The organism is Paenibacillus silviterrae (genome assembly GCF_030167925.1).
GTDB classification, from domain to species: Bacteria; Bacillota; Bacilli; order Paenibacillales; family NBRC-103111; genus Paenibacillus_G; species Paenibacillus_G silviterrae.
Window position 1 is genome coordinate 1141464 of sequence record NZ_JASKUT010000002.1, and the last position, 26916, is coordinate 1168379.

22 protein-coding genes are annotated in these 26916 nt (G+C 50.5%); 6 read left to right on the forward strand and 16 right to left on the reverse strand.

Annotation, left to right across the window (positions count from 1 at the left end; translation table 11 throughout):
• Positions 1-9 precede the first annotated feature (9 nt).
• From QMO62_RS28210 to QMO62_RS28220, 3 genes are all read right to left on the reverse strand, one after another.
• Positions 10-1665, reverse strand: coding sequence for a sulfatase family protein (locus tag QMO62_RS28210; protein ID WP_284645827.1), 1656 nt, complete (start codon positions 1663-1665; stop codon positions 10-12).
• Positions 1666-1675: 10 nt separating this feature from the next.
• Entirely contained in the window at positions 1676-3223 is a 1548-nt protein-coding gene (locus QMO62_RS28215; protein WP_284645828.1) for a sulfatase family protein, read from the reverse strand.
• 170 nt (positions 3224-3393) lie between these two features.
• Positions 3394-4917 (reverse strand): extracellular solute-binding protein, encoded by a 1524-nt coding sequence (locus QMO62_RS28220; RefSeq protein WP_284645829.1) that lies wholly within the window; start codon positions 4915-4917, stop codon positions 3394-3396.
• 266 nt (positions 4918-5183) lie between these two features.
• Between QMO62_RS28220 and QMO62_RS28225 the strand changes: the two genes are divergently transcribed.
• A complete protein-coding gene (locus QMO62_RS28225) occupies positions 5184-6197 on the forward strand; it encodes a DUF3231 family protein (protein WP_284645830.1) in 1014 nt (337 codons plus the stop codon).
• 597 nt (positions 6198-6794) lie between these two features.
• Entirely contained in the window at positions 6795-7337 is a 543-nt protein-coding gene (locus QMO62_RS28230) for a hypothetical protein (RefSeq protein WP_284645831.1), read from the forward strand.
• A gap of 105 nt (positions 7338-7442) precedes the next feature.
• Here the strand turns inward: QMO62_RS28230 and QMO62_RS28235 are convergent, their stop codons facing one another.
• From QMO62_RS28235 to pckA, 9 genes are all read right to left on the reverse strand, one after another.
• Positions 7443-7886: a cell wall hydrolase gene (locus tag QMO62_RS28235; RefSeq protein ID WP_284645832.1), complete on the reverse strand. Its 444-nt coding sequence runs from the start codon at positions 7884-7886 to the stop codon at positions 7443-7445.
• A 163-nt stretch (positions 7887-8049) separates the two neighbouring features.
• Positions 8050-8913 (reverse strand): sugar phosphate isomerase/epimerase family protein, encoded by an 864-nt coding sequence (locus QMO62_RS28240; RefSeq protein WP_284645833.1) that lies wholly within the window; start codon positions 8911-8913, stop codon positions 8050-8052.
• A gap of 18 nt (positions 8914-8931) precedes the next feature.
• On the reverse strand, positions 8932-10092 hold the full coding sequence (locus QMO62_RS28245; protein ID WP_284645834.1) for a Gfo/Idh/MocA family protein: 1161 nt from the start codon (positions 10090-10092) through the stop codon (positions 8932-8934).
• Between the two features lie 20 nt (positions 10093-10112).
• A complete protein-coding gene (locus QMO62_RS28250) occupies positions 10113-10943 on the reverse strand; it encodes a carbohydrate ABC transporter permease (protein ID WP_284645835.1) in 831 nt (276 codons plus the stop codon).
• Between the two features lie 11 nt (positions 10944-10954).
• Positions 10955-11884, reverse strand: a complete 930-nt coding sequence (locus QMO62_RS28255; protein ID WP_284645836.1) for a carbohydrate ABC transporter permease — start codon at positions 11882-11884, stop codon at positions 10955-10957.
• Positions 11885-11975: 91 nt separating this feature from the next.
• Positions 11976-13316, reverse strand: a complete 1341-nt coding sequence (locus QMO62_RS28260) for an ABC transporter substrate-binding protein (protein ID WP_284645837.1) — start codon at positions 13314-13316, stop codon at positions 11976-11978.
• A 126-nt stretch (positions 13317-13442) separates the two neighbouring features.
• The gene (locus QMO62_RS28265; RefSeq protein ID WP_284645838.1) at positions 13443-15053 is read right to left on the reverse strand and encodes a response regulator transcription factor; all 1611 of its coding nucleotides are present in this window, start codon (positions 15051-15053) and stop codon (positions 13443-13445) included.
• Positions 15022-16824, reverse strand: a complete 1803-nt coding sequence (locus QMO62_RS28270) for a histidine kinase (protein ID WP_284645839.1) — start codon at positions 16822-16824, stop codon at positions 15022-15024. The genes QMO62_RS28265 and QMO62_RS28270 overlap by 32 nt, the downstream gene beginning before the upstream one ends.
• Before the next feature lie 247 nt (positions 16825-17071).
• Positions 17072-18601 (reverse strand): phosphoenolpyruvate carboxykinase (ATP), encoded by a 1530-nt coding sequence (gene pckA, locus QMO62_RS28275; protein WP_284645840.1) that lies wholly within the window; start codon positions 18599-18601, stop codon positions 17072-17074.
• Positions 18602-18806: 205 nt separating this feature from the next.
• On the opposite strand from pckA, the gene QMO62_RS28280 reads away from it, so the two are divergent.
• Both QMO62_RS28280 and QMO62_RS28285 read left to right on the forward strand, forming a co-directional pair.
• Entirely contained in the window at positions 18807-20414 is a 1608-nt protein-coding gene (locus tag QMO62_RS28280; RefSeq protein WP_284645841.1) for an ATP-binding protein, read from the forward strand.
• Between the two features lie 22 nt (positions 20415-20436).
• Positions 20437-21150: a response regulator gene (locus QMO62_RS28285; RefSeq protein WP_284645842.1), complete on the forward strand. Its 714-nt coding sequence runs from the start codon at positions 20437-20439 to the stop codon at positions 21148-21150.
• Positions 21151-21247: 97 nt separating this feature from the next.
• On the opposite strand, the gene QMO62_RS28290 is transcribed toward QMO62_RS28285, so the two are convergent.
• From QMO62_RS28290 to QMO62_RS28305, 4 genes are all read right to left on the reverse strand, one after another.
• Positions 21248-22027, reverse strand: a complete 780-nt coding sequence (locus QMO62_RS28290; protein ID WP_284645843.1) for a class I SAM-dependent methyltransferase — start codon at positions 22025-22027, stop codon at positions 21248-21250.
• A 1-nt stretch (position 22028) separates the two neighbouring features.
• Positions 22029-23555, reverse strand: coding sequence for a tripartite tricarboxylate transporter permease (locus tag QMO62_RS28295; RefSeq protein ID WP_284645844.1), 1527 nt, complete (start codon positions 23553-23555; stop codon positions 22029-22031).
• A 12-nt stretch (positions 23556-23567) separates the two neighbouring features.
• A complete protein-coding gene (locus QMO62_RS28300) occupies positions 23568-24029 on the reverse strand; it encodes a tripartite tricarboxylate transporter TctB family protein (protein WP_284645845.1) in 462 nt (153 codons plus the stop codon).
• A 78-nt stretch (positions 24030-24107) separates the two neighbouring features.
• Positions 24108-25166, reverse strand: a complete 1059-nt coding sequence (locus QMO62_RS28305) for a tripartite tricarboxylate transporter substrate binding protein (RefSeq protein WP_284645846.1) — start codon at positions 25164-25166, stop codon at positions 24108-24110.
• A 263-nt stretch (positions 25167-25429) separates the two neighbouring features.
• On the opposite strand from QMO62_RS28305, the gene QMO62_RS28310 reads away from it, so the two are divergent.
• Together QMO62_RS28310 and QMO62_RS28315 are read left to right on the forward strand one after the other, a co-directional pair.
• Complete coding sequence (locus QMO62_RS28310; protein ID WP_284646705.1) at positions 25430-26569, forward strand: MFS transporter; 1140 nt, start codon at positions 25430-25432, stop codon at positions 26567-26569.
• Entirely contained in the window at positions 26566-26808 is a 243-nt protein-coding gene (locus tag QMO62_RS28315) for an HPr family phosphocarrier protein (RefSeq protein WP_284645847.1), read from the forward strand. The genes QMO62_RS28310 and QMO62_RS28315 overlap by 4 nt, the downstream gene beginning before the upstream one ends.
• Positions 26809-26916: the final 108 nt, after the last annotated feature.

The following is a 26916-nucleotide window of genomic DNA, read 5'->3' on the forward strand; positions in this document are numbered from 1 at the left end:
CTTGAATATTCAACAGATATCCACCCCTTCGTGAGTACATTCCACAGTAAAAGAAGCAGTCACCTCATCACTGTCCTTGTAGCCAATACGCACCGCTTTGGCACGCAGCACGAGCGAGCCCTCGGGCAGTACGATCGGACCCGTGTACAGCTTCCACCTCGGTTCCTCTCCTTCATCTGTCGTGTAAGCGATCGATGCGCCCTGTGTGGCGCAATGCAGCAGTACCGCCGTCGGCTCCGCATAGCTGCCTTCCTTTGCAGGGATCAGCCCTGGCAGCCCGCTATTGATCGGGATGAAGAGCGGCGCCGCCGTCTGCGGCTGTTGACCGCCGGGCCACATCTGCGAGACCATCTGCGATTCTGGCACATCTCCCCACACATCGTACTTGGCACGCCAAGCATCCAGCTCCATACGCATCCGCTCCAGCGTAGTTCGGTACGCAGGGTCCCCGGCCAGATTGCGAGTCTCATAAGGATCCTCCTCGCAATCATACAGCTCCTCCGCCGGCCGTTTCGTTTGCATTAGCAGCTGCTGCTTCGCTTCAAGCTCCCCGGCAAGCTGCAGCCTCCACAGCTCCTGGAACATCTGATGCTGGTGGCTAAAGCGGATCCATGGCAAATATGGCATCTCTGGATGGTAATTACAAATGTACTTGAACCGCTGGTCCCTCACCGCACGAACCATATCATACGATTCATCATAGCGGTCGCGGGTCGCGAAGATAAATTCCCTCGTCTCCGCCTCCGCTCCGGCGAACGGCCGGCCCGCCAGATGATACGGCCGTGTCACCCCGGCAGCCGAGAGCACCGTCGGTCCAAGATCGAGCAGGCTGACCAATTGCTCCGACACCTCTCCGGGAGCCAGCACCCCCGGCCAGCGTACGATGAGCGGAACACGGATACCCGCATCGTAGGGCCAGCGCTTCGCTCTCGGTAAGCCCTCCCCGTGATCGCTCCAGAGGAATACGATCGTGTTCTCCGCCAGTCCATCCTCCTCCAGCTGCTTCAGAAGCTCGCCGACATAGTGATCCGCCTCCTCGATCAGATCGTAATACCGGGCCAGCGACTCCCGCGATTTCGGCGTATCCGGAAGATAGGGCGGCAATTTCACCTGATCCGGGTCGGTGACGAGCGGACGTTCCGTTTCCTGTTCCGGGTGCAGCATCTTACGGAACAAATCGCCCCACATGCTGCTTTCATGGGTGAGCATATGGTTGAACACCGCGAAGAAGGGCTGTCCCGGCGCCCGGTGGCGCCAATGGGCCTGCTTCCCATTCTCATCCCATGCGGTCAGCGGCGACTCAAAGTTATAATCGGTCTTCCAATTGTTCGTACAATAATAACCGTCGGCCCGCAAATATTCCGTAAATGTCTTGACGTAAGCGGGGGGTACCGCCAGGTAAGGGGTCGGCAGCTCCGGTGTATTCGGATTCACATGCTCCGTTCGCATATGATGTGTCCCAATGGAGGTCGGGTACATGCCCGTAATGACCGCGGATCGGCTGGGGGAGCAAACCCCAGCCGTCGCGAAGGCATTGCGGTACAGCCGCCCTTGCTGAGCAAGCCTATTGATATTCGGTGTCCTGGCAACCGAATCCCCGTAACAGCCGAAGCGGGGACTCGTATCCTCCAGCGAGATCCAGAGAATATTCGGTTTCGTGCTCATGGCAATCCCCCTACTTCTTCATCATTTTGGCGTTGATTCGAGCCCTCATCTCACCGTAGAAGGCGCTTGGCTCCTGAGGGAATTCATTCGGATGTCGGCGGACCAGCTCCGGCACGAGCTCGCCGCGGCCCGTTTCCTCCAGCCGTTCAATGTAATTTTTCAAATAGCCTCGCGCGTGGAACGGACCGCCTTCTTTAATAACCGTCCACAGCGGATCAACGGCATCGGTGTTTTTACGCATCGCAGCATCATGCCACTGGTTCAAATAGTACACAGCCTCACGGCACACCTGCGGATACTCGGCGGCTACATTGTTCTGCTCCTTCGGGTCCTCCATCAGGTTGAACAGCATCTCCTCGTCGAACAGATGGAAGCCGTCGTGATACGTACGGATGTACATCCAGTCACCGAACCTGACACTTCGCTGCGCCACATGTGCACATTGGGATACAACCAGGTAGTCATGGCCGCAGTCCGTGCCTTCCTTCAAAGCTTGAGCATAACTCGACCCGCTCCACTCAGGAGCAGCCGGTCCGCCAAACATCTCTGCAAATGTCGGCAGCAGGTCGAGATGGTAATGCAGCCCCTCGTCCACAATGCCCTGCTTCATACCCGGCCAGCGGATGATCATCGGAATGCGGCAGGTGCCTTGATCCGCCGTGGCGTGCTCTCCGTAGATGCCAAGCTGTCCCATGTTCTCACCGTGGTCGGCGGAGATCAGAATGATAAGGTCCTCCATTACACCCTGCTTCTCGAGTGCTGCGAACAAACGGCCGAGATGCTCGTCCATATAGCGTATTCCGCAGTCGTAGCCGTCGATCATGCGTCTCATGTCATCCATGTTCATAATGTCGCCAGGATAACGAGGGAATACCGGGCTGGTCGAATTCGTGTAGGTTTTCTCCCGATAATCGATGTTCAGCTCATGCACGCTGTGGGAGCCTGCGAGCTTCTTATGCCTCTCAAGCACCTCCTCCGTCAGCCACTCCGGCAGCGGATCGTTCTCGAACGGATTACCGAATTCCACAGGTGCGCGGTATGGGGTGTGCGGATCCCAGTAGTTGATGTACAAGAACCAATCATCCTTCGATGCATTGCGCTCAATCCAATCCAGCGCCGTAGGGGTAACTTCCTCCGCGGACTCGTTGCCATAGCCTCCCGTGTTCATGATCTCATTAAAGCCCGCGTAGAAGTGGAAGGTGGAGTGGCGCTGCGGGAACGGACTGATCAGCACCGTGTTCAGATTCCCTACGAGATTCAGGTAGGAAGGAAGTGAGCCCCCGCGTGTCAGCTTGCCCATGAGCTCACGCTCGCGTCCCTCCGGCTTCATATCCCCTGCCGTACCGCCATGTCCGACAAGGCCATTGTTAATACCAAACTTGCCGCTCATCAGCGCCGTCCGGGACGGGGCGCAGGGAGCATCGGAGGTATAATAATTCGTAAAACGCACGCCTTCCGCGGCGATACGATCGATATTCGGTGAAGTGTTCCGTTGGTAGCCATAACAACCTAGGTGATCCGGGCTAGTTGAATCCAAATCAAGAAACAATATTCTCATTCGTTTCAGCTCCGTTTTCTCAATATAGTAAGTGCAGTCAAGTCTTCCTCTTCATCATATAGGGTGCTCTTACATTCGTCGTTATCCGATTCTCTGATTCCTGATACAATCGTATAACTGCAAAAAAACTCCCCTCAGCCTAGGTGCTAAGGGGAGTATAAGCAAATTGCCTATTCCTTGTATGACTTGTTGATTTCTTCAATGATCTTGCTGCCGCCGTTGGCCAGCCAGTCCTGGGACGCCTTCTCTATCGCGGATACCGGCTCGCGGCCCATGATGATCTTGGACACGGTCTCCATGAACTTCACGTTCAGGTTCCCGCCGCTTCGGTTGAAGGTCTCGGACTCCAGTCCCGCTGCAGGATTCGGCCACTTGAACTTCTCGTTCATCGCGAACATGTCACGCATGACCTTGTGGTAGGCAGGGTCCTCCCATTTGTACATCTGAATCCCCGGATCGAACGGACGCAGAATCCAGTTATTGATCAGATTCTGACGGTCCTTGTCCGCTGCCTCGAGCTTCTCATACTTGTCATTGGAAATCTTCTTGTAATGGACACCCTCGATACCGTGCTTGATGAAATCAGAGCCCTCTGGGGACAGGAAGTAATCCATGATCATAAGGATGCGGCGCTTCTTCTTCTCGTCAATCTTGTTGTTGATGACCTGCTTGTTGAGCATGTCAAAAGTAAGTGTTGCCGTCAAGCCTGTCGGTCCTTTTGGCGGCTCGATCGGTGTGACGACACCGGCCGGAACGAGCTTCTGGACCGCTTTCTTCGTGTTGTTGTAGTCGTTCGGGTTCAGGATGGTGAAACCTACCTTGTTCCCCTCGAACTTATCAATCGTAGAACGAACCTTGTTTACGGCAAAGTCCTTATCCAATACGCCTTCATTGTATGCCTTATTCATGAAGGTCAGGAATTGTTTCCACTCCTCCACCTGCGTTTGGTAAGGCACCAGCTTGCCGCCTTCCTCCTTCCATAGTCTCGACAAACCGAAGCTAGCCTGGAGAAACTCAATATCCCGGAGCATATTTTCCGTTGGATCGATGTAGAAGGAGAATCCGATCGTATCCTGCTTGCCGTTGCCGTCCGGATCCTTTGTTGCGAACGCTTTCGCAACTTCATAGAACTCATCCACGGTTTTGGGGGCGGACATCCCCAGATTTTTTAGCCAATCCTCGCGAACCGCATACGAATCCCTCGCTTCCGTGAGATAGTACGGGATCCCGAGTACTTTTCCTTTAGGATTAAGAACCGTCAGAGGTCCTTGCGGAATTTTCGCGAGATTCGGATAATCCTTCAGGACCGGTTGAATGTCGTAGAACAGCCCCTGCTTCTTCCACTTATTGAACTCAGGGTGCAGGATGTAGAAAACGTCCGGAAACTCATTGGAGGCCGCCAGAACGTTCAGCTTCTCTTTATAGTTTGCGAAGGGAACCCATTGAATCTTCAGGTCTACATTAAATTTCTTGTTGATTTCTCGAATCATCGGATGATCTTCCGGCCAGCCCCCGCCTTGGAAGGCTTGAGACATCCAGGTAATCGTCAGCTTTTCACTAATATCATTCACGTTCGCGTTAGCCGCAGGCTCACCAGCCTTCGGAGTCGTTGCACCGGTCTCCTGCTTCGAACAGGCGATGACACTACCCGTCGCCAGCATCAGAGCGCAAAGCATCAGAAGCTTTTTCTTCATTTCTATCGTTCCCCTTTCCAATGTTCAGCTTGTTGTGTTGTTGCCTCTTTATCATAGGGGATTTAAGCGGATATCGCGTTACACGATTCTCTGAATTCTTATCCTATCAAAAAAATAAGAGTACGCCAACAATCGAACGAAGCGATTGTGAAGGCATCCTTGCGGGTGGATCAGGAATCCTTCGCTTACTTCAATAAAAAAGTAATAATTTAAACGTATAAGGGGAAATGTAAGCTCAAATATTTTAACAACAGGAGTTGTATTTAATGGCAGGTACTCATGTAGTGGGATTGTCGTCGACTGAATTATCATCATTATGGACATCCTATATTAATGATAGTATTTCGGTATGTCTTTCCAAGTATCTAGTGCAGATGACTGAGGACGATGAAGCGAAGGCGCTTCTTGAACAATCGTTAACTTTAGCTCAAACTCACTTGCAAACGATTCAACATCTTTTTAAAAAGGAAACGTTCCCTATCCCTATTGGTTTTTCTGATGCTGATGTTCATGTTTCAGCTCCCCCTCTCTTTTTCGATCTCTTCCCTCTGAGCTATGTTTATGCCATGAGTCGGATTGGCCTGACGAAATATGCTATGTATCTGTCTAATGTTGCTCGTGAGGATGTAAGAAGCTATTACACACAGTGTCTGCACTCCACGGCCGAGTTGTACAACAAATCCGTCACGCTTATGTTAGACAAGGGGATCTACGATCGGCCGCCGATGATTCCTTATCCTGACCATGCCAGCTATATAAAAAAGAAAGAAAACTTCCTATCCAAGTGGTTCGGGCCTCAGCGACAGCTAAATGTAATGGAAATATCCGAAATGTTCTTCAATATTGAGAGAAACTACTTCGGACTGATCCTTCTTACAGCATTTATTCAAGTGGTTAAGGACGAGAAGATCAAACGCCTCTTGATAAGAGGCAAAGAAATGGCAACGGAACAAATCCGGTTTATCAATGAAAAGTTTATACAAGACGATTTGCTCGGAACTGTTATGGTGAATACGGAAGTTACAACATCAACGGTATCTCCTTTCTCTGACAAATTAATTCTTACTCTTATCAACCTGCTTAATTCCGCTGCTCTCTCTTTTCTTGGAAATGCCATCTCGATGACTACTCGTCTTGATTTGATTGGGGAATATTCCAAGCTTATGGTTGAGGTCATGCAGTATGGTAAAGATGTGACAGATCTGCTGATCGAAAGGGAATGGCTGGAGGAGCCTCCGCAAGCCCCTAATCGAAAGGAGCTTGCCGGGTTAACAAAATAAACTTCGGCTGTTTGGGACAGAAATGAAAATTTTGTCCCAAGCAGCCGCTTTATTTGGCAAGTTTATGGAATAACCTCATGATTCGCTGATCACACTATTCCTAAAAGATTTTGCCTTGAGGGAGTGAATACGAGTGGTTTTAGGAGCGTATCTTGTTGCGGCGTTGATCGTCGTCCTCGTTTTCGCCTATCTTCCGAAACGGCTTCACTTACTCGAGCTTTGGTTCAACGCAATCTTCTTTATTTACATATATACATATCAGTTCAGCATCTTCACCAATATGAATCTCGTATCCTTACCCATGGAACCGGGTAAAATCGCTGCATCCGTGGCAGTCCGCTTCGTAATGCTCCCGCTTCTCGTCCTACTTTTCTTAGAAATTTTCGTTAGATCCACTCTGCGAACCGGATTCATAGTGCTTATTCTCAGCGGGGTGGTGCTCGTTTTTGCGCAACAAATATTTCGTTGGACAGGCATTATTCAGTATACCGAAGCGGGAAATTATGGATCCTCCTTTGCCTGGTTCGCGATGTTGGGAATGAACGCGGGGTGCATGTCCGCATTTCGGCGAATGATCCGGAAGGAGCTGAAACAGTCATGAGTTTTCTGCCGTTTCCGAAACACTTCGACGCCAACGAGTGGTTTATCATCGCTGGACTGCTAGTCGGGTATGGAGCCGTTCTGCTGCCTAAAAAGCAATTCCCCTTGCCGGTCAGCCTGTTGATCATATTATTCGGCATTACCGTCCCTAAACTATGGGACGCGACTCTAGCCGTAAAGCCGTTCGAGCTATACGACATTAACGATTATCCGATGCTGGAAATGTCGGACGTTTTCCTCCACCTTGTTTACGGTCCTTTCGCCTATATCTTTGTTTACGTCCATTGTCGGTTTCGCATGAGAGGGTTGCCAACTGTCGCCTGGATTATCGGTTATTCCTTGCTCGGTGTCGGGATGGAATGGATCGGAGCGCTTGCCAAGGTGTACACTCACAAGCACTGGAATTATCTTTACTCTTTTTTCATATACGGTTGTCTTCAGGGCTTGCTGCTTGTCTTCTACCGCCAATGGCTTACTAGCTATATACAACCCCCGAAAGAGAACGGGCTCATCAAGTCACGAAAGGAATTCCGGCTATAAAGGAATTTCCTTGCAGGTACCTAGAAACAAAAAAAGACCAAATTTGCGTCACGGAGATAGACACAAACTTGATCCTATAGGTAAAAAAGCCTGCCGCTCTAGAATTCAATAAGTGCTATATACTTCTTCACATTCTTCTGCGGTCGGCTCATAGAAGCAGTGAAGCTTGTAACGTCCTACGTGCGGCTGATTGTACCAGGTCGGAGGACATGGCTCGGGAGCTTCCGCCGTTCCCGGACGAAAATACCATAGAGAGAATTTAGCCGGCCAATACCGCTCCCCGTTGACCGCACGCCGAGCCAGACGGCGTTCTTGTTCTCTTGCTTTTTGATAATACATACCATGAAGCAGCGCCTCAAACGCATGAGGCTGATTGATCATTTGGGGAATTGTCCGGATTCCTTTAAAATCGGAGCAATTCGCTCTTATTCGGTTAATGCCAACATTTCCAACCAGGAGCATACCCTGCTCGCCCTCGCCCACTGCTTCGGCTCGAAGCAACCTTGCCAACATGTCAATATCTCTGTCCCTGGCTTTTACGACCGCCATCGGCTCACCTCTTTACATTGTTCTAGACAAATCATATTGTGGGCGATACAGATGTATGACAAAAATGTAGGAATTTTGTTGGGAATGTCGAAGGTGATCCTCCCTTTTCGTCATGTTTCTAATCCGGCAAGTTTCCGGACCTTGTCCAACGGTGACTTGTCTCTCAGTGAAACCAGTCCCCATACCCCATTGCTTTTAAATTTTCAGCTGAAGTTCTAAGACAATCGAATGGGTCCCTGCCATACACATCGTCCTGCTCTACCAAGAAATAATGCACGCCGCTGACTAGACCGGCTTCCAGGATGTCTTTCATATGTAAGCTTCCCTCACCAATCTCGGCGAATTCAATTACATTCGTGAAGGCTTGCATAAACTTGCCGAAATCTCCGTTCTCCAATGCACTTGTATCCATCTTGCCGACCCGATAGTCCTTAATATGCAGAAGGGCGACGCGGCCGGCATATCGCTTAATCACCTCTACGGGGTTTTCCCCGCCACGCTGAATCCAGTGAACGTCCAGCTCAAAGCCGATATGGGAGGTATGGTTTTTAATCATATCGAGCAGATATTCTCCATTGTACTTTTGAAACTCAATATGATGATTATGATAATATAATGAAATGCCTTCCTCCGCCAATCTTGCCGCTGCCTCATCTGCCTTGGCGATAAATTCCATCGTCTTTTCCCTGCTGCCGATATAATGAAATGGAAGCATGCCGATGCGCAGGAACGAGCAATTCAGTGCCTTACAATCTGCCACGATTTTATCGAAGTCGTTCGTCAGTGTTTCGCCCTTCATTCCCGGCATCATTGGCTCCAAGGCTGCAGATAGGGCGGCAATCTCAATGGAAAAATCCTGTGAAGCTCTCCTTAGCTCTGTGACGTTCTCCGTTGTCATTGGAATTTGGGATACCTCCACGCAGCGGTAGCCCAGCTCAGCCACTCTCCTTAAGGTTTCGTACACGCCCAATTCCTCAACCTTGCCTTTCAGCATCATCATTTGAACACCAATGATCCCCTTTGTCATAAGGGCACCTCCATTTCATCACGATTTCCTAGGATTTTTTTGTTCCTCGTCTACCCGTTTTTGAAGCTCAGCCTGGTACAATTCTTCGTCGAACGGAAGCTCCACCTCTCGACCCAGCCAGCTCGACAAATGAATGGCATTGGCCAGTGCAACACCATGAATGCCATCGCTGCCAGGTGCCAACAAGGGGGTGCCGTCGATAATGTTCGCTGCAAAATTCTCGAGTACCGCGATATGCTGCGCACCCCACGCGCTAGTAAATTCAAGCACTTCTTCATCATAAATTTCCGATGTGTTCTGATTCATGAAAATCTTCATAACATCCTGCATGCTCATAGAGGCGCTAAGCTCAGCTTCAGGCTTATGAAGCTTTTTGAGTGTTAGCTTCTTGCTGTCATCTACAATTATCTTTCCTTTGTCTCCCAAAATTTCAAATCGGTCTGTCCCCAGAATATCATGCGTGCAGGTAACGAAAACACCCGTCGCTCCATTTCCGTAATCCAGGAGCGCCGTGACCTCATCCTCTACGTCAATGTTCCTTTGATAGCCATATTTAACGTTGGAATACACCTTCTTGGGCATTCCGCAGATCCACTGCAGCAGGTCAAGCTGATGAGGCGCCTGATTGACCAGCACCCCGCCTCCTTCGCCGCCCCAGGTAGCTCTCCAGGCCCCCTGGTCATAGTAGCCCTGCGGTCTCCACCAGGTGGTGATGATCCAGTTGGTGCGGCGAATGGCACCGATTTCCCCGGATTCGATGATCTCTTTGACCCTTTGGTACAGAGGGTTGGTGCGTTGGTTGAAGAAGACGCCAAAGGTCAATTCGGGCCTGGTTGCGGCGAAGGCATTCAATTCCTTTACTTGCTTGGTATACACCCCCGCAGGCTTCTCTACAAGAGCATGAACGTTTCTCTTTAATGCCTCCATTCCCATCACAGGGTGCAAATAATGCGGAACGCAGGTCACCACAGCATCCACATGTCCGCTTTCAAGCATCTCCAGATAATTCTCGTAGAACGGAACCTCCGGATATTTTTCCGCGCAAAGCGCCTTCTTCTTCGAATCCGTATCGCAAATGGCGCCCAAGTCAACGTTCTTTACCTTATTCTCGGCAAGAAATCCCGCATAGGTCCCCCCTTGAGCTCCGAGGCCAATAATTCCTAAGCGTATTTTTCCCATGTCCTTACCCCCTCGTTAGTTTATCCCTTGACGCTTCCCATCGCTACGCCTTCAATTACATGCTTCTGGCCGATGATAAAAATGATAAGCAGCGGAATGATAGCAGAAACCGCACCGGCCATCATCAGGGAGTAGAATTCCCCATTGGCGTCCGCGAATTTGCGCATTCCCAGCTGGAGCGTATACAGTGCCTCCGAACGGATAAAAATCAGCGGGTTCTGATAATCATTCCATGTCCAGATGAAGCGCAGAATCATATAAGTGGCCAATGCAGGCTTAACAAGCGGCAGCGCAATACGTGAGAAAACAACCCAGTGATTCGCTCCATCCATGCGTGCCGATTCTATAATCTCATTGTGCACTCCCATGAAAAACTGGCGCAGCAGGAATGTTCCGAGAACACCGGAAGCCCCGATCAGTACAAGGCTGAGATGGCTGTCGAACAGCCCGATCCAGCGCATCATCATGAATTGCGGCACCAGGATCGCCTGATGGGGAATCATGAAGGTCGCCAGAACGATTAGAAACAGCACATCGCGTCCTTTAAAAGAAACCTTGGCGAAGCCATATGCAGCCATACAAGAGATGAGCAAGGAGAAAGCGGTTGTCAATATGGTTACTTTCAAGCTGTTCCAATAATAAGTTGTAAAGGGAAGTGCTCCGAACCAAACCTCGCTGTAATTTTTAGCGGCATTCCATGTTGTTGGAACCCATTGAATAGGGTATGCGAGCACTTCCAGCTCCGGCTTGAAGGAAGCCGATAACATCCAAAGGAACGGCAGGATAAAGAAGATCCCGCATGCGGCCATCATAATTGTAACGATCGTGCGGTCCAGACGGATCGATTGCATGTGAGCACCTCCTAGTAGTTAACCCATTTCTTCTGACCGATCCATTGAATCAGTGTAATCGCAAGAATAAACAATAGTAGTACGATGCCCATCGAAGAGGCATAACCCGATTTCAAGTTAATGAATGCCGTTTCATAGAGGTAAAATACGATGACGGAAGTGGAGCCTGCCGGCCCCCCATTGGTCAGAATCATAATCAGGTCGAACGCTTTGAAGGAGCCGACAATCCCCGTAATGAGAAGAAAGAAGGTTGTTGGAGAAAGCACAGGAAGCGTAATGGAGAAAAATTGGCGCAGCGGCGATGCTCCGTCGATGCTGGCCGCTTCATATAGATCAGCAGGTATATTCTGCAGTCCTGCAAGAAATATGATTAGGTTAAAGCCTAGGGAGGACCATATCATAATAATCATTACTGAAATAAGCGCGTAATTGGAATCGGCAAGCCACATCGGCGGTTGCGATACCCCAAGCGACATCAGGAAGCCGTTAATCGGACCGCTCGTCGGATGGAAGAGCACTCTCCACAATACGGCAACCGCCACAAAGCTGGAGATGAAGGGCATAAAGTAGACTACTTTAAATAATGACTTGAAGTACGTCGCCTTATTGATCAGTGTCGCCAGGATCAAAGACAGAAACAAGGTTACCGGTACAACAAGCATAAGGGCGATATTGTTTTTCATGGCTCGGATAAATTCATTATCCATGAACATGCTTGTGTAATTATCGAAGCCCACCCAGGTAATGCTGTCCAGCCCCGCAATAAAGTTCCAGTCCGAAAAACTAATAATGGCCGATAGGAAAATGGGGATAATCGTCAGTACGCCGGTTGTAATCAGCATCGGCCCGATGAATAAATATCCTGCGAGCGTATCGTGGAAAGCTTGTTTACGTGCGGTACGCCGCACCGTTCCTGTCGTGATAGAACTTGGGGTCTTCATGGTCGCTTGCTCCAACTCGATCACCTCTAGTTGTTAAGATAGGCAGCGGCCGTCCCGGAAGAATGGAGAGGGCCGCATGTATCCTATAATTTTATTTACTATTCTTTTTAATGACTTCCTCTACCTTCTGAACGGCGTTCTTAATCGCTTGATCCGCATCGACCTCTCCGAGAAGGAATCTTTCGATCTCTTTTACATAGACCTTTTCCGCTTCGTCGTGATAAGAAGCCGGAATCGCAAACTTCTGAGCAACGCTGGTTTTCATCACATGGTTAAGCGATTCCTTGTCGATCTGTTCCGGCGTCTTAGAGCCTGCGATGATTGCATCGAGCGACTTGGATACATCCGCTTTCTTCCATGAAGGAATATACTTGCCTTGAAGCTGAATACCTTCTGTTGTGTACCAGCGAATGAACTGGTAAGCCTCTTGCTTATGCTTAGACTTGGAATATACGCCAATCAGATCGGAGGCCGCGTTGGTAACATTCTGATCACCCTTGTTCACCTTAGGAAGCGGCGCGAAAACCGTCTTAAAGTTCGCAGGAACCTTATCTGTTCCCCCGGCCTCAGGAATCATGAAATCGCCTGTAACGATCATGCTGACCTTTTCGTTAAAATATTGCGGTCTATAATTCAGCTTCTGGCTGATCGTTTCCGAGTAAGGTGTTGCCGATTTATCCACCATCTCCGCTTGCTTGCGAATGTCCAGCGAACGCCTGATCTGAGGTGTGTCAACATTCAGCGCGCCGCCGTCTTTATAGAGATAGGTGTTTTCCATTTGGGTATTCTGAACCAACTGGTAATAAATCGGGAAGGTATGGAAGTAGGTGCCATACCGCTTGGCTGTGCCTTCCCCTTTGGTCAGCTTCTTGGAGTAGTCGAGGAATTCATCCCATGTCCACTCCTTCGGAACGGACAGGCCTGCTTCGTCCAAGTGCTTCTTGTTCATCATGACAAAAAAGGTTACCTTCTTGGCAGGAAGGGCATAAGTCTTACCGCCAATGGATGGATCAAGGTAATATTCGTCCGCAACCTTGTAGCCGTCTTTTTCGATATAGCTGTTCAAAGGCTCCAGCATATTGATTGCCGCCCGCTGCGCGTAGTAGGACGGGGCGGAGAACATCATGACGTCGATCTGATCTCCGGAGGCTGCAGCCAAATCCAGCTTCTTCAAATATTCAAGGGAATTGTTGTCGCCGGCGGTAACCGCTTGTATTTTTATGTTCGGATATTTTTTCTCGAATGCTTCGTAAACCTTTTTCCAGTTGTCCTGATCCTCGTTGTACCAAAAGTGAAATTTCAAGGTTACCGGGTTACCGGAAGTGCCGCCATCCGCTTTCTTCTCCGAAGTAGCAGCTCCGCCACCGCATGCACTTAGCAAGCCTGCTAGTAAGGAAACGGCAATCATGCCGCTTGCGTAACGTTTTTTCATTGGCTGTATCCCCTTTTCTACTTAATTTTTTTATGCAAGATGCACCTTGCAAGCGCTTCATCTTGTAAGTTCATCTTACAACGGGGACCTGATATGGACATCCGATTATTTTGGTGCAAAGTATCATTATTTGGTCTGCTTTCGGAAGTTTAATGGGGAAACCCCTCTATGACTTTTAAACAGTTTTATAAAGTAGCTCACATTCTCATATCCGAGCAGCTCGGCAATTTGTTCCACGCTTTGATCCGTTCCGCTCAAATATTCTTCGGCTCGCTCCATCTTCACACGGGTAACGAACTCCACGAAGGTTTCTCCCGTTGCCTGCTTAAAAATTTTGCTAAAATGGCTAGCGTTTAAGTGAAGCCTGCGCGCCACTTCCTCCATCCCAATCTTCTGGGACAGATGGGTCCTGACATACTTTTTGGCTTCAATCACCTCTTTGCGGTGGCTCTCTTGCTGCAGATTATTAACGTACTCGATTTTGGATGTAAGGTAAGCTCCTATTTGCTCCATAAGTTCCTCTAAGGAACGAATTTCACCCCATTGATTGTGAAGCAGCTCCATTGTATAAACACTTTGGTAATCCTGCAGAGAGCGATAGCTATGGTCAATGTCGGACAATAGCTTCAATACCCATCCGCGAACCTCCTCGGCTTTCCATCGTTTCGCCCGAAGCCGTTCATCCCATTGATGCAGAACGGCCGACACCCTATCAGGAGCCCCTTCGGTTATCAGCAGCTTGGCTTCCTCCAGAGCTTGGGGGTAGATAGAATAAATATCTTCTTCCTCATTCTTGATTGTCTCAGTTTTCCATATGCTCTTGAGACGGGCATAGAACCGCAGGTCTTTGCTATCGATCAGTTCCTTGAGCTGCAGCTTCATGTCCTGAACGGTATGGAATGTATTCGATATGCCGAATGACAGGCTGATCTTCAGCAGCCTTTCGAACTCGGCTTGCATGACTTGAAGCTTAGGGACGATTTGCTCCATAAGCCGATGCTTGCTTACAGCGGATGCCGGCAAAAACAGAATGCTTTCCTCCTCCGAATAAGGAAAGCTTACCCCGCCAATACCGGCTGCAAGCTCGTTAAGAGCGTTGTCGAGGGCATATTTGAAGGCTTCTCCCGTCCGAAACCTTTCCTTTACCTGCTGGTAACGATTCACATAACAAAGCACCGCCGTATAATTGGAGCCTTCTAAATCCACACCGTATTCCCTGGCTTCTTTCTCCCATCGTTCCGGATCATATACAGGATGGAATAAAGTGCTGCGGATAAACGCTTCTTTGAGGGATGATAAATTCTGGTCCAGCTTGCATCTTAGACGATCCCGGTTCTGCTGCTCGTCATTTTCTTCCCGAAGATCGCGTTGAATCCCTTGCAGCAGCTGAATAATGCTTTCCGGCTCCATCGTTTCCTTGAGTACATAATCGTTGACATTAAGCTTGATAGCTTGTTGTGCGTAATGAAATTCATCGTGGCAGGATAAAATAATCACTTTGAGTCTGGGACTGATTCTGCGTGCCTCGCGGATCAGCTCCAAACCATCCATCTCCGGCATGCCGATATCGGTAATTAGAACGTGAGGCATCTCACTTGTCATAAGAGCTAGAGCTTCTTGTCCGTTCTGATGCATACCTATGACTTGAAAGCCAAGCGACTCCCAGGGAATCACCTCTGACAAAAACTCTAACACCGGATAACTGTCATCGGCTAGCGTCACCTTCCACTTGATCAATTCTTTCTCCCCCTTTAATCGTTATCTTAACTTGGGTCCCCTGCATGCGCAGGCTATCTATCTTCATTTCGAAAGCGTCCCCATATACCATGTGAAGGCGTTCATACACATTGACAAGGCCGATGCCAGACATGCCCTCGGATTGCGGTAAGGCTTGTTTCTTGCCGCGGTAACCGGAAGGCAGCTTTCTCCGAAGGGAGTCGAGCTCTTCCGAATCCATTCCATACCCGTTGTCTTCAATAGTTACAAGTAAACTTGTGTCTTCCTTCCATGCATGGATTCGAATCGTGCCTTGCTTTTGCTTCAAGCCGTGAACGAGCGCGTTCTCAATAATCGGCTGAATAATGAACCGGGGCACCATTGCGAGCAGTGTTTCCGAGCTTAGCTGGATTTCGTATTCAAACGGGTACCTTGAAGTAAAGCGCATCAGCTTCATGTAATCTTCAACCAGACCTACTTCATCTTGCAAAGTAACATACTCATGGTCTTGCGCTATAGTATGACGCAGCAAGCGGGTTAAGGAGCTAATAATGGACGCATTGTCCTTGTCTCCGTTGCGCATAATCTTCAAACGAATGGCATTTAAAATATTGAACAAAAAATGCGGATGAATCTGGGCCTGCAGCATGGCAAGCTCGGCTCTTCTTTTTTGCTCCTGCTCGTAGGTAATTTGTTGTACCATCGTTTCGATACTGTCTAACATATGGTCGAAAGACCGGCCAAGCTTAACAAATTCATCCGGTCCCTGGATATGGGAACGTACCGACAGATTGCCCGCCTCGATACTTGATGCAATCTGTACCAGACGAAGAATAGGCTTGGTAAACTGGCGTAAGAAGTAGATAAGAATAACTAAGAATGCCGCAATCAAGCCGATTTGCATAATAAAATTCGAGCGAAATATCGCCTGTACGCGCGAGGCGGCTTTATCATAAGAGGTCAAACTGACAATCGACCAATCTGCAATCGGAAGGGGCCGTTTCACCACAATGGTCTCAGCCCCGTCCGAGGTGAAGACCGAATTGTTCTCAGCCTTCGACAATTCCTGAAAACGGGGAAACGTCTCCCCAATGCTTCCAATGCCTGAGAGAAGCGTGCCGTCGCCGGAGAGAAGCATAATGCGTTGACTTTCACTATATTCCGTCATCACAGTCCGCAGCTGCTTCTCTTGAACGCTGACGATTACGTATGCATACGGGTTCAGTGAGAAGTCACGGAGGGTACGGGCAATTGTAATAAGATAGGGGTTGCGCTCGCGCTCCGATTCGAGATAGGTAGGCTGTACGCCGACCCAATACGTCTCGAAGGTCTCCATCTTATTGAGAATCGGGAACCATGGCTCGCTCTTAAACCGGGAAGGCTGATAATCATAGTAGCTGTAATTGGAATAATAATGATCCTGCGGGAAAACGATAGATATATAGATTCCAGGGCTATCGGATGTAAGCGTCTTGAGCTTATCCTCAATTTTTTGTTGCAGCCCAATAGCTTGACTGCCCTCGGGTAGTGGCGTACGAAGCAGGGAATTTAACTCCGGATCGAACTGTATATTATTAGTGATTCGTATCAAATTGTTCATGACAGCGGTTACATGAACTTCCGTTACTTGTAAAGACTCGGAGGCCGTATTCTCCACTCTTTCTTTAATTAAATCCATCGCAAACGAGCTGGAAATCATAAGAATGCCCCCGACGGGAACAACCAGACAAAGCAATGAAGTAATTATAATTTTCTTGCGTAAAGAGGATCGAAAGCCTGCCAGCCACCTCATTCCGCTCACTCCTCTCGTTAGCTGCATCTTTCGAGGTTGCCGTCTGTTGACCAATAAAATAATGCCAAATTTTATTATAAGCTCAAAGAGCCGAACATCACAGCAATAATTTTTGGTACTAATAACACTTTCTTTGCTCAAAGCTTGGTCATTTATTGCTAGGCAGAGCCAACTATTACCGCCCGGAAGATAACTGCCGAATCAAAGCAAAAGGCCTTCCGAAGAACTCCTCGGAAGGCCAATTCATTTATGCTTCGAATCTTCGGAAATTTTCGCGGAACTGAGCGGCAAGCTCCGCAGCTTTCACATCGTAGGCCGTCCCGTCCGACCAGGTCGATCTAGGCAACAGCACCTCGTCAGGAACGCCGGGAAGAGACTCGGGCAGGCTTAGGCCGAACACCGGCTCCTCCCGGAATGAAGCCTGCTCGATGCTTCCGTTCAGCGCGGCGGTTACCATGGCGCGGGTGTACGCGAGCGGAATTCGTTTGCCTATCCCATACGGCCCACCGGTCCAGCCTGTATTGACCATGTACACCCGGACTCCGTGCTCGGAAATTTTATGTCCCAGCATGTTGGCATATACCCTTGGCGCAAGCGGCAGGAAAGGCGCTCCGAAGCAAGTGGAGAAGGTAGCTTCCGGCTGGGTAACGCCGCGTTCGGTACCGGCCAGCTTCGAGGTGTAGCCGGAGAGGAAGTAATAGATCGCCTGCTCCTTCGTCAGTCTGGCGATCGGCGGCAGTACCCCGAAGGCGTCGGCTGTCAGGAACACAATCACCTTCGGATGCCCAGCCGTTGCCTGCTGCAGGGCTCCCGGAATATAGTCGATCGGATACGCCGCCCGCGTATTCTCCGTCCATTCCGCGCTATCGTAATCCGGCTCCCTTTCTCCTTCCTTCAACGCAACATTCTCCAGGACAGTGCCGTAACGGATCGCCTGATAAATCTGCGGCTCCTTCGCTTCGGTCAATCCGATGCATTTGGCATAACAGCCGCCCTCGAAGTTAAATACGCCGCGGTCGGACCAGCCATGCTCGTCGTCTCCTATCAATCGGCGGCCCGGATCTGCGGACAAGGTTGTTTTCCCCGTGCCGGATAGTCCGAAGAAGAGTGCGACATCCCCATCGTCTCCTACATTAGCGGAGCAGTGCATCGGCAGTACGCCGCGTTTGGGAAGCAAGTAATTCAGTACGCTGAAGATCGACTTTTTCATCTCACCTGCATACTCGGTTCCACCGATGAGAACGACCCGCTTTTCGAAGGAAATGATGATGAAGGTTTCCGATGCTGTCCCGTCTTTTTCCGGATCGGCCTTTAGACCCGGGAGTGCCAGGACGGTAAATTCCGGACGGTGGCGCTTAAGCTCCTCCTCGGTCGGCCGAACGAACAGCTGTCTTACAAACAGATTATGCCAGGCATACTCGGTGACCACTCGAATCGGCATCCGGTACTCCGGATCGGTTCCGGCAAAGCCATCGAAAATATACATCTCCTCACCCGCCATATAGTCCATGGCCCTCAGGTAGAGCGCTTGGAAATGCTCCGGTGAGATCGGACGGTTCACCGTCCCCCAATCTATGGAATCGGTTACAAGATTCTCTTGCACAATATATTTGTCCTTAGGCGAGCGACCGGTATATTTCCCTGTCAACACTCGGAGTGCTCCATTGCTCGTAAGCACCCCCTCCATACGGTGCAGTGCCGCTTCTACGAGCTGGGCCGTCGATAAATTGCGGTGAATCCTCCTAGGCTCTCTTACATCCATGCTTCGAATCGCCATCGTAACATTCCCCTCTTCCCATGTTTTCAATTAATAGAATACACTATATGCATATATGACGTACTGTTTCGGTGATTTTTTCTATTTTGTTCATTTTGTTCACGGCAGCTTCCACCCTTTTGCTATGGAAGCGAATACATTTTCTTAGTACAATGGTAGGAACGCAGTAAAACCTAAAAAACTACTAAACCTGGTGAGGAAGCTTATGCATGTGATCAAAAAAACCAAATGGAGCTTACTTACACATATCGTTCTTCTGATTTCGATCGTTGTCTTTGCCAGCATGGCTCTTTCCGGTGCTTTATTCGCCTTATTGCTCGATCAGATCGTAACCCGCTATGTCGGCCAGCAAGCGCTCACCGTAGCCAAAATGACGGCTATGGATCCCCGCATCGTGAAAGCGTTCGAGTCTCCGGATCCCTCATCGGTGATCCAGCCGATTGCAGAGCAAACGAGACTCTCCACCGGTGCAAGCTATGTCGTGGTGGGTAATAAGCAGGGCATCCGGTATTCTCACAGCAATCCGGAGCAAATCGGCAAAGAGATGGTCGGGGGCGATAATGCTCCGGTGCTCTCGGGAGAATCTATTATTTCCGAGGCCGTCGGTTCATTAGGGCCGTCCCTTCGAGGGAAAACTCCCGTCTTGAATGCGGACGATGAAATCATCGGGATCGTCTCCGTAGGCTTCTTATCGAATCAGATTGACGATCTGGTCGAGGGTTATCATTGGAAGGTGGCCAGTCTCAGCTCACTGATGCTGATCGTAGGCTCAATCGGGGCTTATTTTACCGCAAGACGGATCAAGCAGCTGATCTTCGGACTTGAGCCCGAGGAGATCGCCTTTCTTTTCCAGGAGAAGAATGCCACACTCGAATCGATTCGTGACTCCATCGTTGCGGTCAATCTGCAGGGTGTTATTGTCACGATGAACCGGACAGCTCGCGAGATGTTACAAAAGCATCAACTGGCCATTGGGGATATGCTTACTCCGCAGCCGCTGCGCAACGCCATGGAGATCTGTCTCGTCACCAAGCAGGGCTACAGTCAGCAAAGAGTGACTTGGGGGGCTGAGGTATATGCCATCCATGTCGAGCCTATCCTTCATGCCCATAGGGCCGTAGGTGCCGTATTCACGCTCTACACCGAATCGGAGATCGAGAAGCTGACGGATGAGTTCTCCAAGATCAAAGCCTTCTCCGACAATATGCGGGCACAAACCCACGAATATCTGAATAAGCTCAACACGATCTATGGGCTTCTCACCCTAGGTCATTATGACAAAGCGACGGAGATGATCGCCGAAGAGGTTAAGGAGCGTCAGGACATAATCGAGTTTCTCGTCAGCTCGGTGAGGGACCCGCTTGTCGCCGCTTGTCTGCTTGGCAAGACAAACCGTGCTAAAGAGCTCAAGGTACAGCTGGAAATCGATCCGGACAGCGAGCTGATGGATGTCCCGGCGGGTACGGACACGAAGACGATGGTCACCATCATCGGCAACCTGATCGATAACGGCATGGAAGCGGCGCGTGAGCATCGCAGGAACGAAGCCGTCGTGCGGGTATCGTTCACCGACCTCGGTAATGATATCATATTCGACATCGAGGACAACGGTCCGGGAATCCCCCGCGACAAGGAAGACGCCATCTTTATCAGCGGTTACTCCTCCAAGCCGGGAGAGAACCGCGGGCTCGGCCTGGCGATTGTCCGACATGCCCTGCACTCAATGAACGGGCATTTGTTTATCAACACCAGTAAGCTCGGCGGTGCGCATTTTACCGTCGTATTTCCCAAGATGGCACCAACGACACTCTGATTGGAAGAACGAGGTGGACCTGATGACAGATCAAAGCATAACCGTCATGATCGTTGAGGACGATCCCATTGCGGCGAAAATTTATGAACAGTTTGCAAACAAGCTGGATCAATTTCGGATCATCGCGAAAGCCAGCACCGGCGAGCAAGCACTCGAGCTTCTGCAGGCCTTCGCCCCCGACTTGATCCTGCTCGATGTGTTTCTGCCGGACATGAACGGCATTGACCTGCTGAGAACCTTACGGCAAAAGCATCAAGGCATCGACGTCATTCTGATTACGGCAGCCAACGATACCGAAACCGTCAGCGGAGCCATCCACGGGGGGGCCTACGGATACATTATCAAACCCATCATGCTCGATAAGTTTACTGCCACACTCGAGCAATATGCCGCCACCTCGGCGCAGCTCAGAAGCGGGCAAACGATGGAGCAGCACGAGGTCGACCGGTTGTTCCGTCCGTCGGGCCGGCTCGTGTCGCAGCAGGCCGTCAAAGGTACTGCCGATGCGAATATGCTGCCGAAGGGAATCGACAAATTGACGCTGAAGCTCGTGAGGGATAAGATTAGGGCACAGACGGGGCCGCTCGGAGCGGACGAATTCGCGGAGGCGGCCGGCATGAGCCACTCCACGGTCCGCCGCTACCTGGAATATCTCGTCTCGGTGCACGAGGTCGAGGTTGAAACGATTTACGGTACGGTCGGCCGACCGGAACGGAAATACAAATGGGTGAGGTAACGGGAAGCTGCCGCCTCCTGCTTCACAACAAAAAAAAACACGTAGGGATTGACGAAGCGCACCGCTTCCGTCAATCCTTACGTGTTTTTTGCACCCGTTACCCTTTCAGCGCCATAACCATCCACTCATCAATATGGATCTTCAGAATTTCACCGCTGTCCGAAAGCTGCAATCCCACATAGTGCTGCAAATCTGCGTCCGCACGGAGGAGATATTCCTCCACCCGCTTCACCTGCTCCTCAGAAGCAGCCGTTCTTCGCACCCAAGACGGGAAATCAAAGGTCTTCTTTCGAAGACGCTCCTTTGCCGCATGGAGATCGTTCAGGGCAAACCAGCTCTTCCACGTCTCAACACTGTGGCACTCCCCATGGCTCTCGTCGCGCAAACGCTCGACCTCGTTCACGAAGTGTCCGATCCGTCCGTCCCCTTGCACCACGTTGTCAATCAAGATAAGCTTGCCTCCCGGCTTCAGAACTCGCGCCGTTTCCTGTATGAACCGTTCTGCGTGCGGAAAGTGATGCGCAGCGATCCGGCAGGTTACGGCATCAAAGCTCTCGTCCAGAAACGGCAGCTTTTCCGCATCCGCGGTCAGAAACCGGACATTTCCGCAGGCTGCCTGTACATGCTTCTGCGCGGCGGCCAGCATCTCCCTAGTGAGATCCGTAGCGAAGACGTATCCCACATGAGGGGCAACCGCCTTCGCCACATGCCCTCCACCCGTTGCTACATCCAGCACAGTCCAGGATGGGTTAGGCACAAGCCATTCCAGCAGGAGTTCCAGATCTTCCCCCTGCGCATGGGAGACGCTGCTCACATATTTTTCGGCATTTTGGCCGAAGACCTGCCTGACGGCTTCCTTCACCTTCTCCTCTTCCATGTTAACCCTCCTCGTTGATAAGCACTTTTTTCCCTCTCATTCGCAGAATAAGCGGAATCGTTACCCAAAGCAAGCCGATAAGTAAGAAGGCCAAGGAGATCGGCTTTTGTAGGAAAATCATAAAGTCGCTGTTCGAAATCGTCAGTGCCCGGCGCATGTTGTTTTCCATCATCGGCCCCAGGATCAGGCCAAGCACCATGGGGGCGATAGGGAAATCGTGTTTGCTCAGAAAATAGCCGGCTACTCCAAAGCCCATGATTAGCATAAGGTCAAAAATCGAGTACTGTACGGCATAAACTCCAAATACGGAAAACGTAATGATTAATGGAATCAAATATTTCGCAGGCGTTTCAATGACCTTCGCGAATAGCTTCACCATCGGCATATTGAGCACAAGCAGCATCAGATTGCCGACGAACATACTGGCAATGACCCCCCATGCCAGCTGCGGATGATCGGTAAAGAGCAGCGGGCCCGGTGTAATATTATACATGATAAATGCGCCCATCATGATCGCCGTCGTCCCGGAGGACGGAATCCCCAGCGTCAGCAGCGGAATCATGGCGCCCCCGGCAGCCGCGTTATTGGCGGATTCCGGCCCTGCTACTCCTTCAATTGCGCCTTTGCCGAATTTGCTTGGATTTTTACTCAGCTTTTTTTCCATAATATAAGAGAAGAAGGAGGCAAGAATCGCTCCGGCACCGGGAAGCAAGCCAATGAAAAAGCCCAGGATCGAGCCGCGGGCAATCGGAGCCGCACTATCCTTCAGATCCTGCTTGGTCGGGATAATTCGGGAAATCTTGGCGACTTCGCCGTCATTGCTTTCCCTCTCGAGAATCGTCTTAAAGACCTCGCCTAAGGCGAACATTCCTACGGCAATCGTCAAAAATTCCAGTCCCTGATACAGTTCAGGAATATTATAAGTAAAGCGGGCTACGCCCGACACATTGTCGATTCCAATCGTAGCTAGCAGGAGTCCTGCCGCTGTCATAATCAGCGATTTGGTCATCGATTTGCCGGCCAGTCCGCTGATCGCCAGAAGTCCAAGCACCATTAATGAAAAATATTCGGCCGGGCCGAAGGTAATCGCGACGGCGGAAAGCGGTTGAGCGAGAAAGATCAGGCCTAATAGAGCAACAACCCCTGCGGCAAAGGAACCGATCGCAGCAATGGACAACGCAGCGCCTGCCCGACCCTGCTTCGCCATTTGGTAACCGTCAAGCGCAGTCACCACGGAAGAGGACTCTCCCGGAGTATTAAGCAGAATGGACGTCGTGGAACCGCCGTACATGGCGCCGTAATATACACCTGCGAGCAAAATGATCGAGCTTGTAGCCGAAGCCTCCGCGCTCATACCCGCGGTTAAGGTACCGGTGATCGGTATTAGCAGCGCCACGCCGCTCATCGGACCGATTCCGGGCAGCACACCTACACAGGTGCCGATCAATACACCCAGGAACACGAAGATGAGGTTGTGCCATTGCATCGCAGTAGATAACCCGTTTATCAGAAAATCCATGGTAGTCATTAGAGTTCCCCCTTACGATAGGCCTAACCAAGCCGGTAAGCCTGGAAGCGTGCCGTCCATTACTTCTACAAACAAATAATACACGCCGAACGAAAATCCGCCTGCGATGAGCAGCGTAATCCAAATTTTTCCCCGCTCCATGGTCTGAAACCCGACAAGCAGGAACAGAAACGTAGAGATGACATACCCCAGCTGTTCAATGAATAAACCATACAGCACCGCGGCTGTAAAAATAATTAGAAACCTTTTGTAATCCAGCTTCTCCTTTGTATTCGTCTCCTGCTTATAGCGAAACGTCTCCACAATAAGACGGATACTCAGCACAATTAAGATGATTCCTAGAATAAGCGGAAACATGTTAGCGCCGACATTGCTGCCGTAGGCACTCTCGGATATTCTTGTGCTCTCGGCAGCAAAGCCTGCCCCCATAGCCAGAAAGACGATTCCGGCGTAACGGTCGAAGCTCTTGCTCATATGGATCTCTCCCTTATCTCTAATGATTCAGAGGAAGAAGTGCGGCTGAGCTGCGCCTCTTCCTCTGATCCTGCCGTATTATTTCAGCATGCCGAGCGGACCGAGAATGTCCTTGATGAGCTTCTCCTGCTGCTCCAGGAATGCCTTAAAGTCGGCGCCGTTCTTGTAGCCGTTCTCCCAGCCGTTCGCCTGAAGCTCTTTCTTCCAGTCCTCGCTGTCTGTAAGTGCCTTCAGCTTCTCCTCCCAATACTTCACAGCATCGGCCGGCATATCCTTCGGCCCGAACAGTCCGCGCCAGATGGTGAACTCGGCGTCGATGCCCTGCTCTTTATAAGTAGGAATGTCTTTGAACGAACCTGAAAGTCTGGACGGAGCGGACACGCCAAGCACCTTCACCTTGCCGGCCTTGAGGTATTCGCCCAAGCCGGAAATATCTGTGGCCAGTACCGTTGCATTCCCTCCCAGCAAAGCGGTCAAGGCTTCGCCGCCGCCGTCATAGGAAACATACTTGATGGCCTTCGCATCCACCCCGGCCTTGACCGCAGGCAGCATCGCAATCAAATGGTCCTGAGAGCCCGGTGCCGAACCCCCTGCCAGCGTAATGCTCTTCGGATCCTTCTTCATATCCTCCATCAGCGATTTCAGATCGTTGTACTTCGAGTCGGCTTTGACTGCGATCGCGCCGTAGTCCTTCGTCAGCTGTGCCAGCGGCGTCAGATCACGGAACGAATAAGGGCTGTTGCCTTCCTTCTTCAGGTTGTTGATAATGATCGGCGAAGAGGGCAAGAACAGCTTGTAAGCGTTGCCTTTGTCCTTCGTAACGAATTCCGCCATGCCCACTGCCTGTCCGCCGCCCGGCTTGTTCTCTACCGTGATCGTTTCGGAGACCAGCTTGGTGCCCGCAGCCGCCTTGGCGAGTGCACGTGAGGTCAAGTCCAATCCGCCGCCTGCCCCGGAAGGTGCCATGATTGTGATCGGCTTCACCGGATAATTCGATTTCGCTGCTGTCGGAGCTGCATTGCCTTGAGAACCGTTCTTCGCTGTGTCGGCCGGTGCTGTCGTGGCGCCGCATGCAGCGAGGCTTAATGCAACCGCACCTGCTGCGAAAGCTGTAACCCATTGCTTTTTGAAATTCATAAGAACCCTCCTGTGCATGTATGTGATAGCGTTTTCATTTGGTTGACGACTTCATCCTATCACACAAAATTCACAGGTCATAGTTTACGAGCATTTTTTCAATTGTTCCGATTTCCGTCATTTTTATCATATTTTTTACGAAGCGCCGGACTAGGAAACCGCTCTCATTTGAAGCTGTATATGTTATAATCGCACCATTCCCGGATTCCTGTTTAACTACCTAGAGGGGGTGGCCGTTTATTCTATTAAGGACCGTCATTATCATCGTATTCAGCTTTCAGGTGATGCTCAATATCACCCGTCCGCTCATCCCGCTATTGTCTTCGGACATGGGCGCCGGGATGGCCGATATCGGCCTTCTTACGGCGACGTATGCGTTTTTCCCTTTGGTATTAGCCATTCACATTGGCAAAATCGCGGATTATGTGGGGGACCGGCTCCCTGTTATCCTGGGAACGGTCGGCATTACCATAGGAGTCGGTATTCCCTTTTTCGTAACGGAGATGTGGGCGTTGTATGTGTCTCAAGCCATCGTCGGTGTCTCGCAGATCTTTATTAATGTGTCTTTGCAAAATGTCATCGGAAATGCGGCAACCAAGGAAAACCGGGATCATTACTTCAGTATGTTCAGCATGTCCGTAGCTTTAGGCGGTGTCGTGGGGCCAGTGCTTGGAGGGTACCTGGGAGAGCATGTCTCCTATCCGTTCGCCTTCGCCGTTGCCTTTGGGCTCGGACTTATCCCCATCGCCTTCTCCTTCTTCATCCCTAAGCTGGAAAGGAAAAAGCAAACGACCGGGACCGCTTCCAACGTTATGCAAGGGTCTGTCTTCTCCCTGCTAACGATTCCGCTGCTGCGTAAGGCGCTGTTCTCCAGCGCGCTTGTACTGTATTCGAGGGATATCTTCGTCGCATACTTTCCGCTGTACGGGGAGGAGCTCGGGCTGTCGGCTTCGGTTATCGGCTGGATCATCACGGTGCAGGGCATTGCCATGGTGCTTGTCCGCTTGTTCCTCTCGAGGCTTACAGATCGTGTAGGACGAAGCAATGTGCTGCTCATCTCGATTTTAATGGCCGGTGCAGCCTTTGTCTTGGTACCTGTCTTCGGACAAGTGCCTCTGCTTATGCTCATTAGTGCTTTGATGGGCTTCGGACTCGGCTGCGGACAGCCGCTGTCCATGACGACAACGTATAACGCTTCACCCAAATCCAGAACCGGAGAAGTGCTCGGTCTTCGTCTTGCAACGAATCGGTTGTCGCAGATGGCCGCCCCGCTGCTTTTCGGCGCCCTCGGGTCGTGGGCAGGCCTAGTCGCCATCTTTTATATTAGCGGTCTATGCTTGATAGGGGGAGCTGTACTAACCCGGTCGGGCAATGATGAGCTATACCAGGAGGAACGAACATGAGTGGAATCGGGACTAGAGCAATTGTAGAGATCAACCAGGCGGCAAGTCAATTTGAATCAAGCATCGTGCTGTGTATTGACAACAAGTTTATTGACGTGAAAAGTATACTCGGCCTGACCTTTACCCTGATCAGCAATCATGAATATCTCCTCGAGATCCATGGGCCGGATCAGGAAGAGGCGTCGAGAGTGATGGCGGATATTTTCGGAAAACACGGACTTCTCGTTCGCGTTCAGTAATAGTAGTCGCCGCATAGGCAAAGGGGGCTACCCTATAAGTCCGTAAAATATGACCATCTTATCGTTGGTCGAGGGAAAATAGCTTCAGCCTAAACTTGCACTGAAGCT

Coding starts and splice junctions, on each gene's coding strand:
- QMO62_RS28290 (WP_284645843.1), bottom strand. CDS start 22,027: ATGGAAGAGGAGAAGGTGAAGGAAGCCGTCAGGCAGGTCTTCGGCCAA.
- QMO62_RS28230 (WP_284645831.1), top strand. CDS start 6,795: ATGAGTTTTCTGCCGTTTCCGAAACACTTCGACGCCAACGAGTGGTTT.
- pckA (WP_284645840.1), bottom strand. CDS start 18,601: ATGGCGATTCGAAGCATGGATGTAAGAGAGCCTAGGAGGATTCACCGC.
- QMO62_RS28245 (WP_284645834.1), bottom strand. CDS start 10,092: ATGGGAAAAATACGCTTAGGAATTATTGGCCTCGGAGCTCAAGGGGGG.
- QMO62_RS28240 (WP_284645833.1), bottom strand. CDS start 8,913: ATGACAAAGGGGATCATTGGTGTTCAAATGATGATGCTGAAAGGCAAG.
- QMO62_RS28260 (WP_284645837.1), bottom strand. CDS start 13,316: ATGAAAAAACGTTACGCAAGCGGCATGATTGCCGTTTCCTTACTAGCA.
- QMO62_RS28235 (WP_284645832.1), bottom strand. CDS start 7,886: ATGGCGGTCGTAAAAGCCAGGGACAGAGATATTGACATGTTGGCAAGG.
- QMO62_RS28270 (WP_284645839.1), bottom strand. CDS start 16,824: ATGAGGTGGCTGGCAGGCTTTCGATCCTCTTTACGCAAGAAAATTATA.
- QMO62_RS28215 (WP_284645828.1), bottom strand. CDS start 3,223: ATGAGAATATTGTTTCTTGATTTGGATTCAACTAGCCCGGATCACCTA.
- QMO62_RS28315 (WP_284645847.1), top strand. CDS start 26,566: ATGAGTGGAATCGGGACTAGAGCAATTGTAGAGATCAACCAGGCGGCA.
- QMO62_RS28285 (WP_284645842.1), top strand. CDS start 20,437: ATGACAGATCAAAGCATAACCGTCATGATCGTTGAGGACGATCCCATT.
- QMO62_RS28250 (WP_284645835.1), bottom strand. CDS start 10,943: ATGCAATCGATCCGTCTGGACCGCACGATCGTTACAATTATGATGGCC.
- QMO62_RS28300 (WP_284645845.1), bottom strand. CDS start 24,029: ATGAGCAAGAGCTTCGACCGTTACGCCGGAATCGTCTTTCTGGCTATG.
- QMO62_RS28220 (WP_284645829.1), bottom strand. CDS start 4,917: ATGAAGAAAAAGCTTCTGATGCTTTGCGCTCTGATGCTGGCGACGGGT.
- QMO62_RS28225 (WP_284645830.1), top strand. CDS start 5,184: ATGGCAGGTACTCATGTAGTGGGATTGTCGTCGACTGAATTATCATCA.
- QMO62_RS28295 (WP_284645844.1), bottom strand. CDS start 23,555: ATGACTACCATGGATTTTCTGATAAACGGGTTATCTACTGCGATGCAA.
- QMO62_RS28255 (WP_284645836.1), bottom strand. CDS start 11,884: ATGAAGACCCCAAGTTCTATCACGACAGGAACGGTGCGGCGTACCGCA.
- QMO62_RS28305 (WP_284645846.1), bottom strand. CDS start 25,166: ATGAATTTCAAAAAGCAATGGGTTACAGCTTTCGCAGCAGGTGCGGTT.
- QMO62_RS28280 (WP_284645841.1), top strand. CDS start 18,807: ATGCATGTGATCAAAAAAACCAAATGGAGCTTACTTACACATATCGTT.
- QMO62_RS28210 (WP_284645827.1), bottom strand. CDS start 1,665: ATGAGCACGAAACCGAATATTCTCTGGATCTCGCTGGAGGATACGAGT.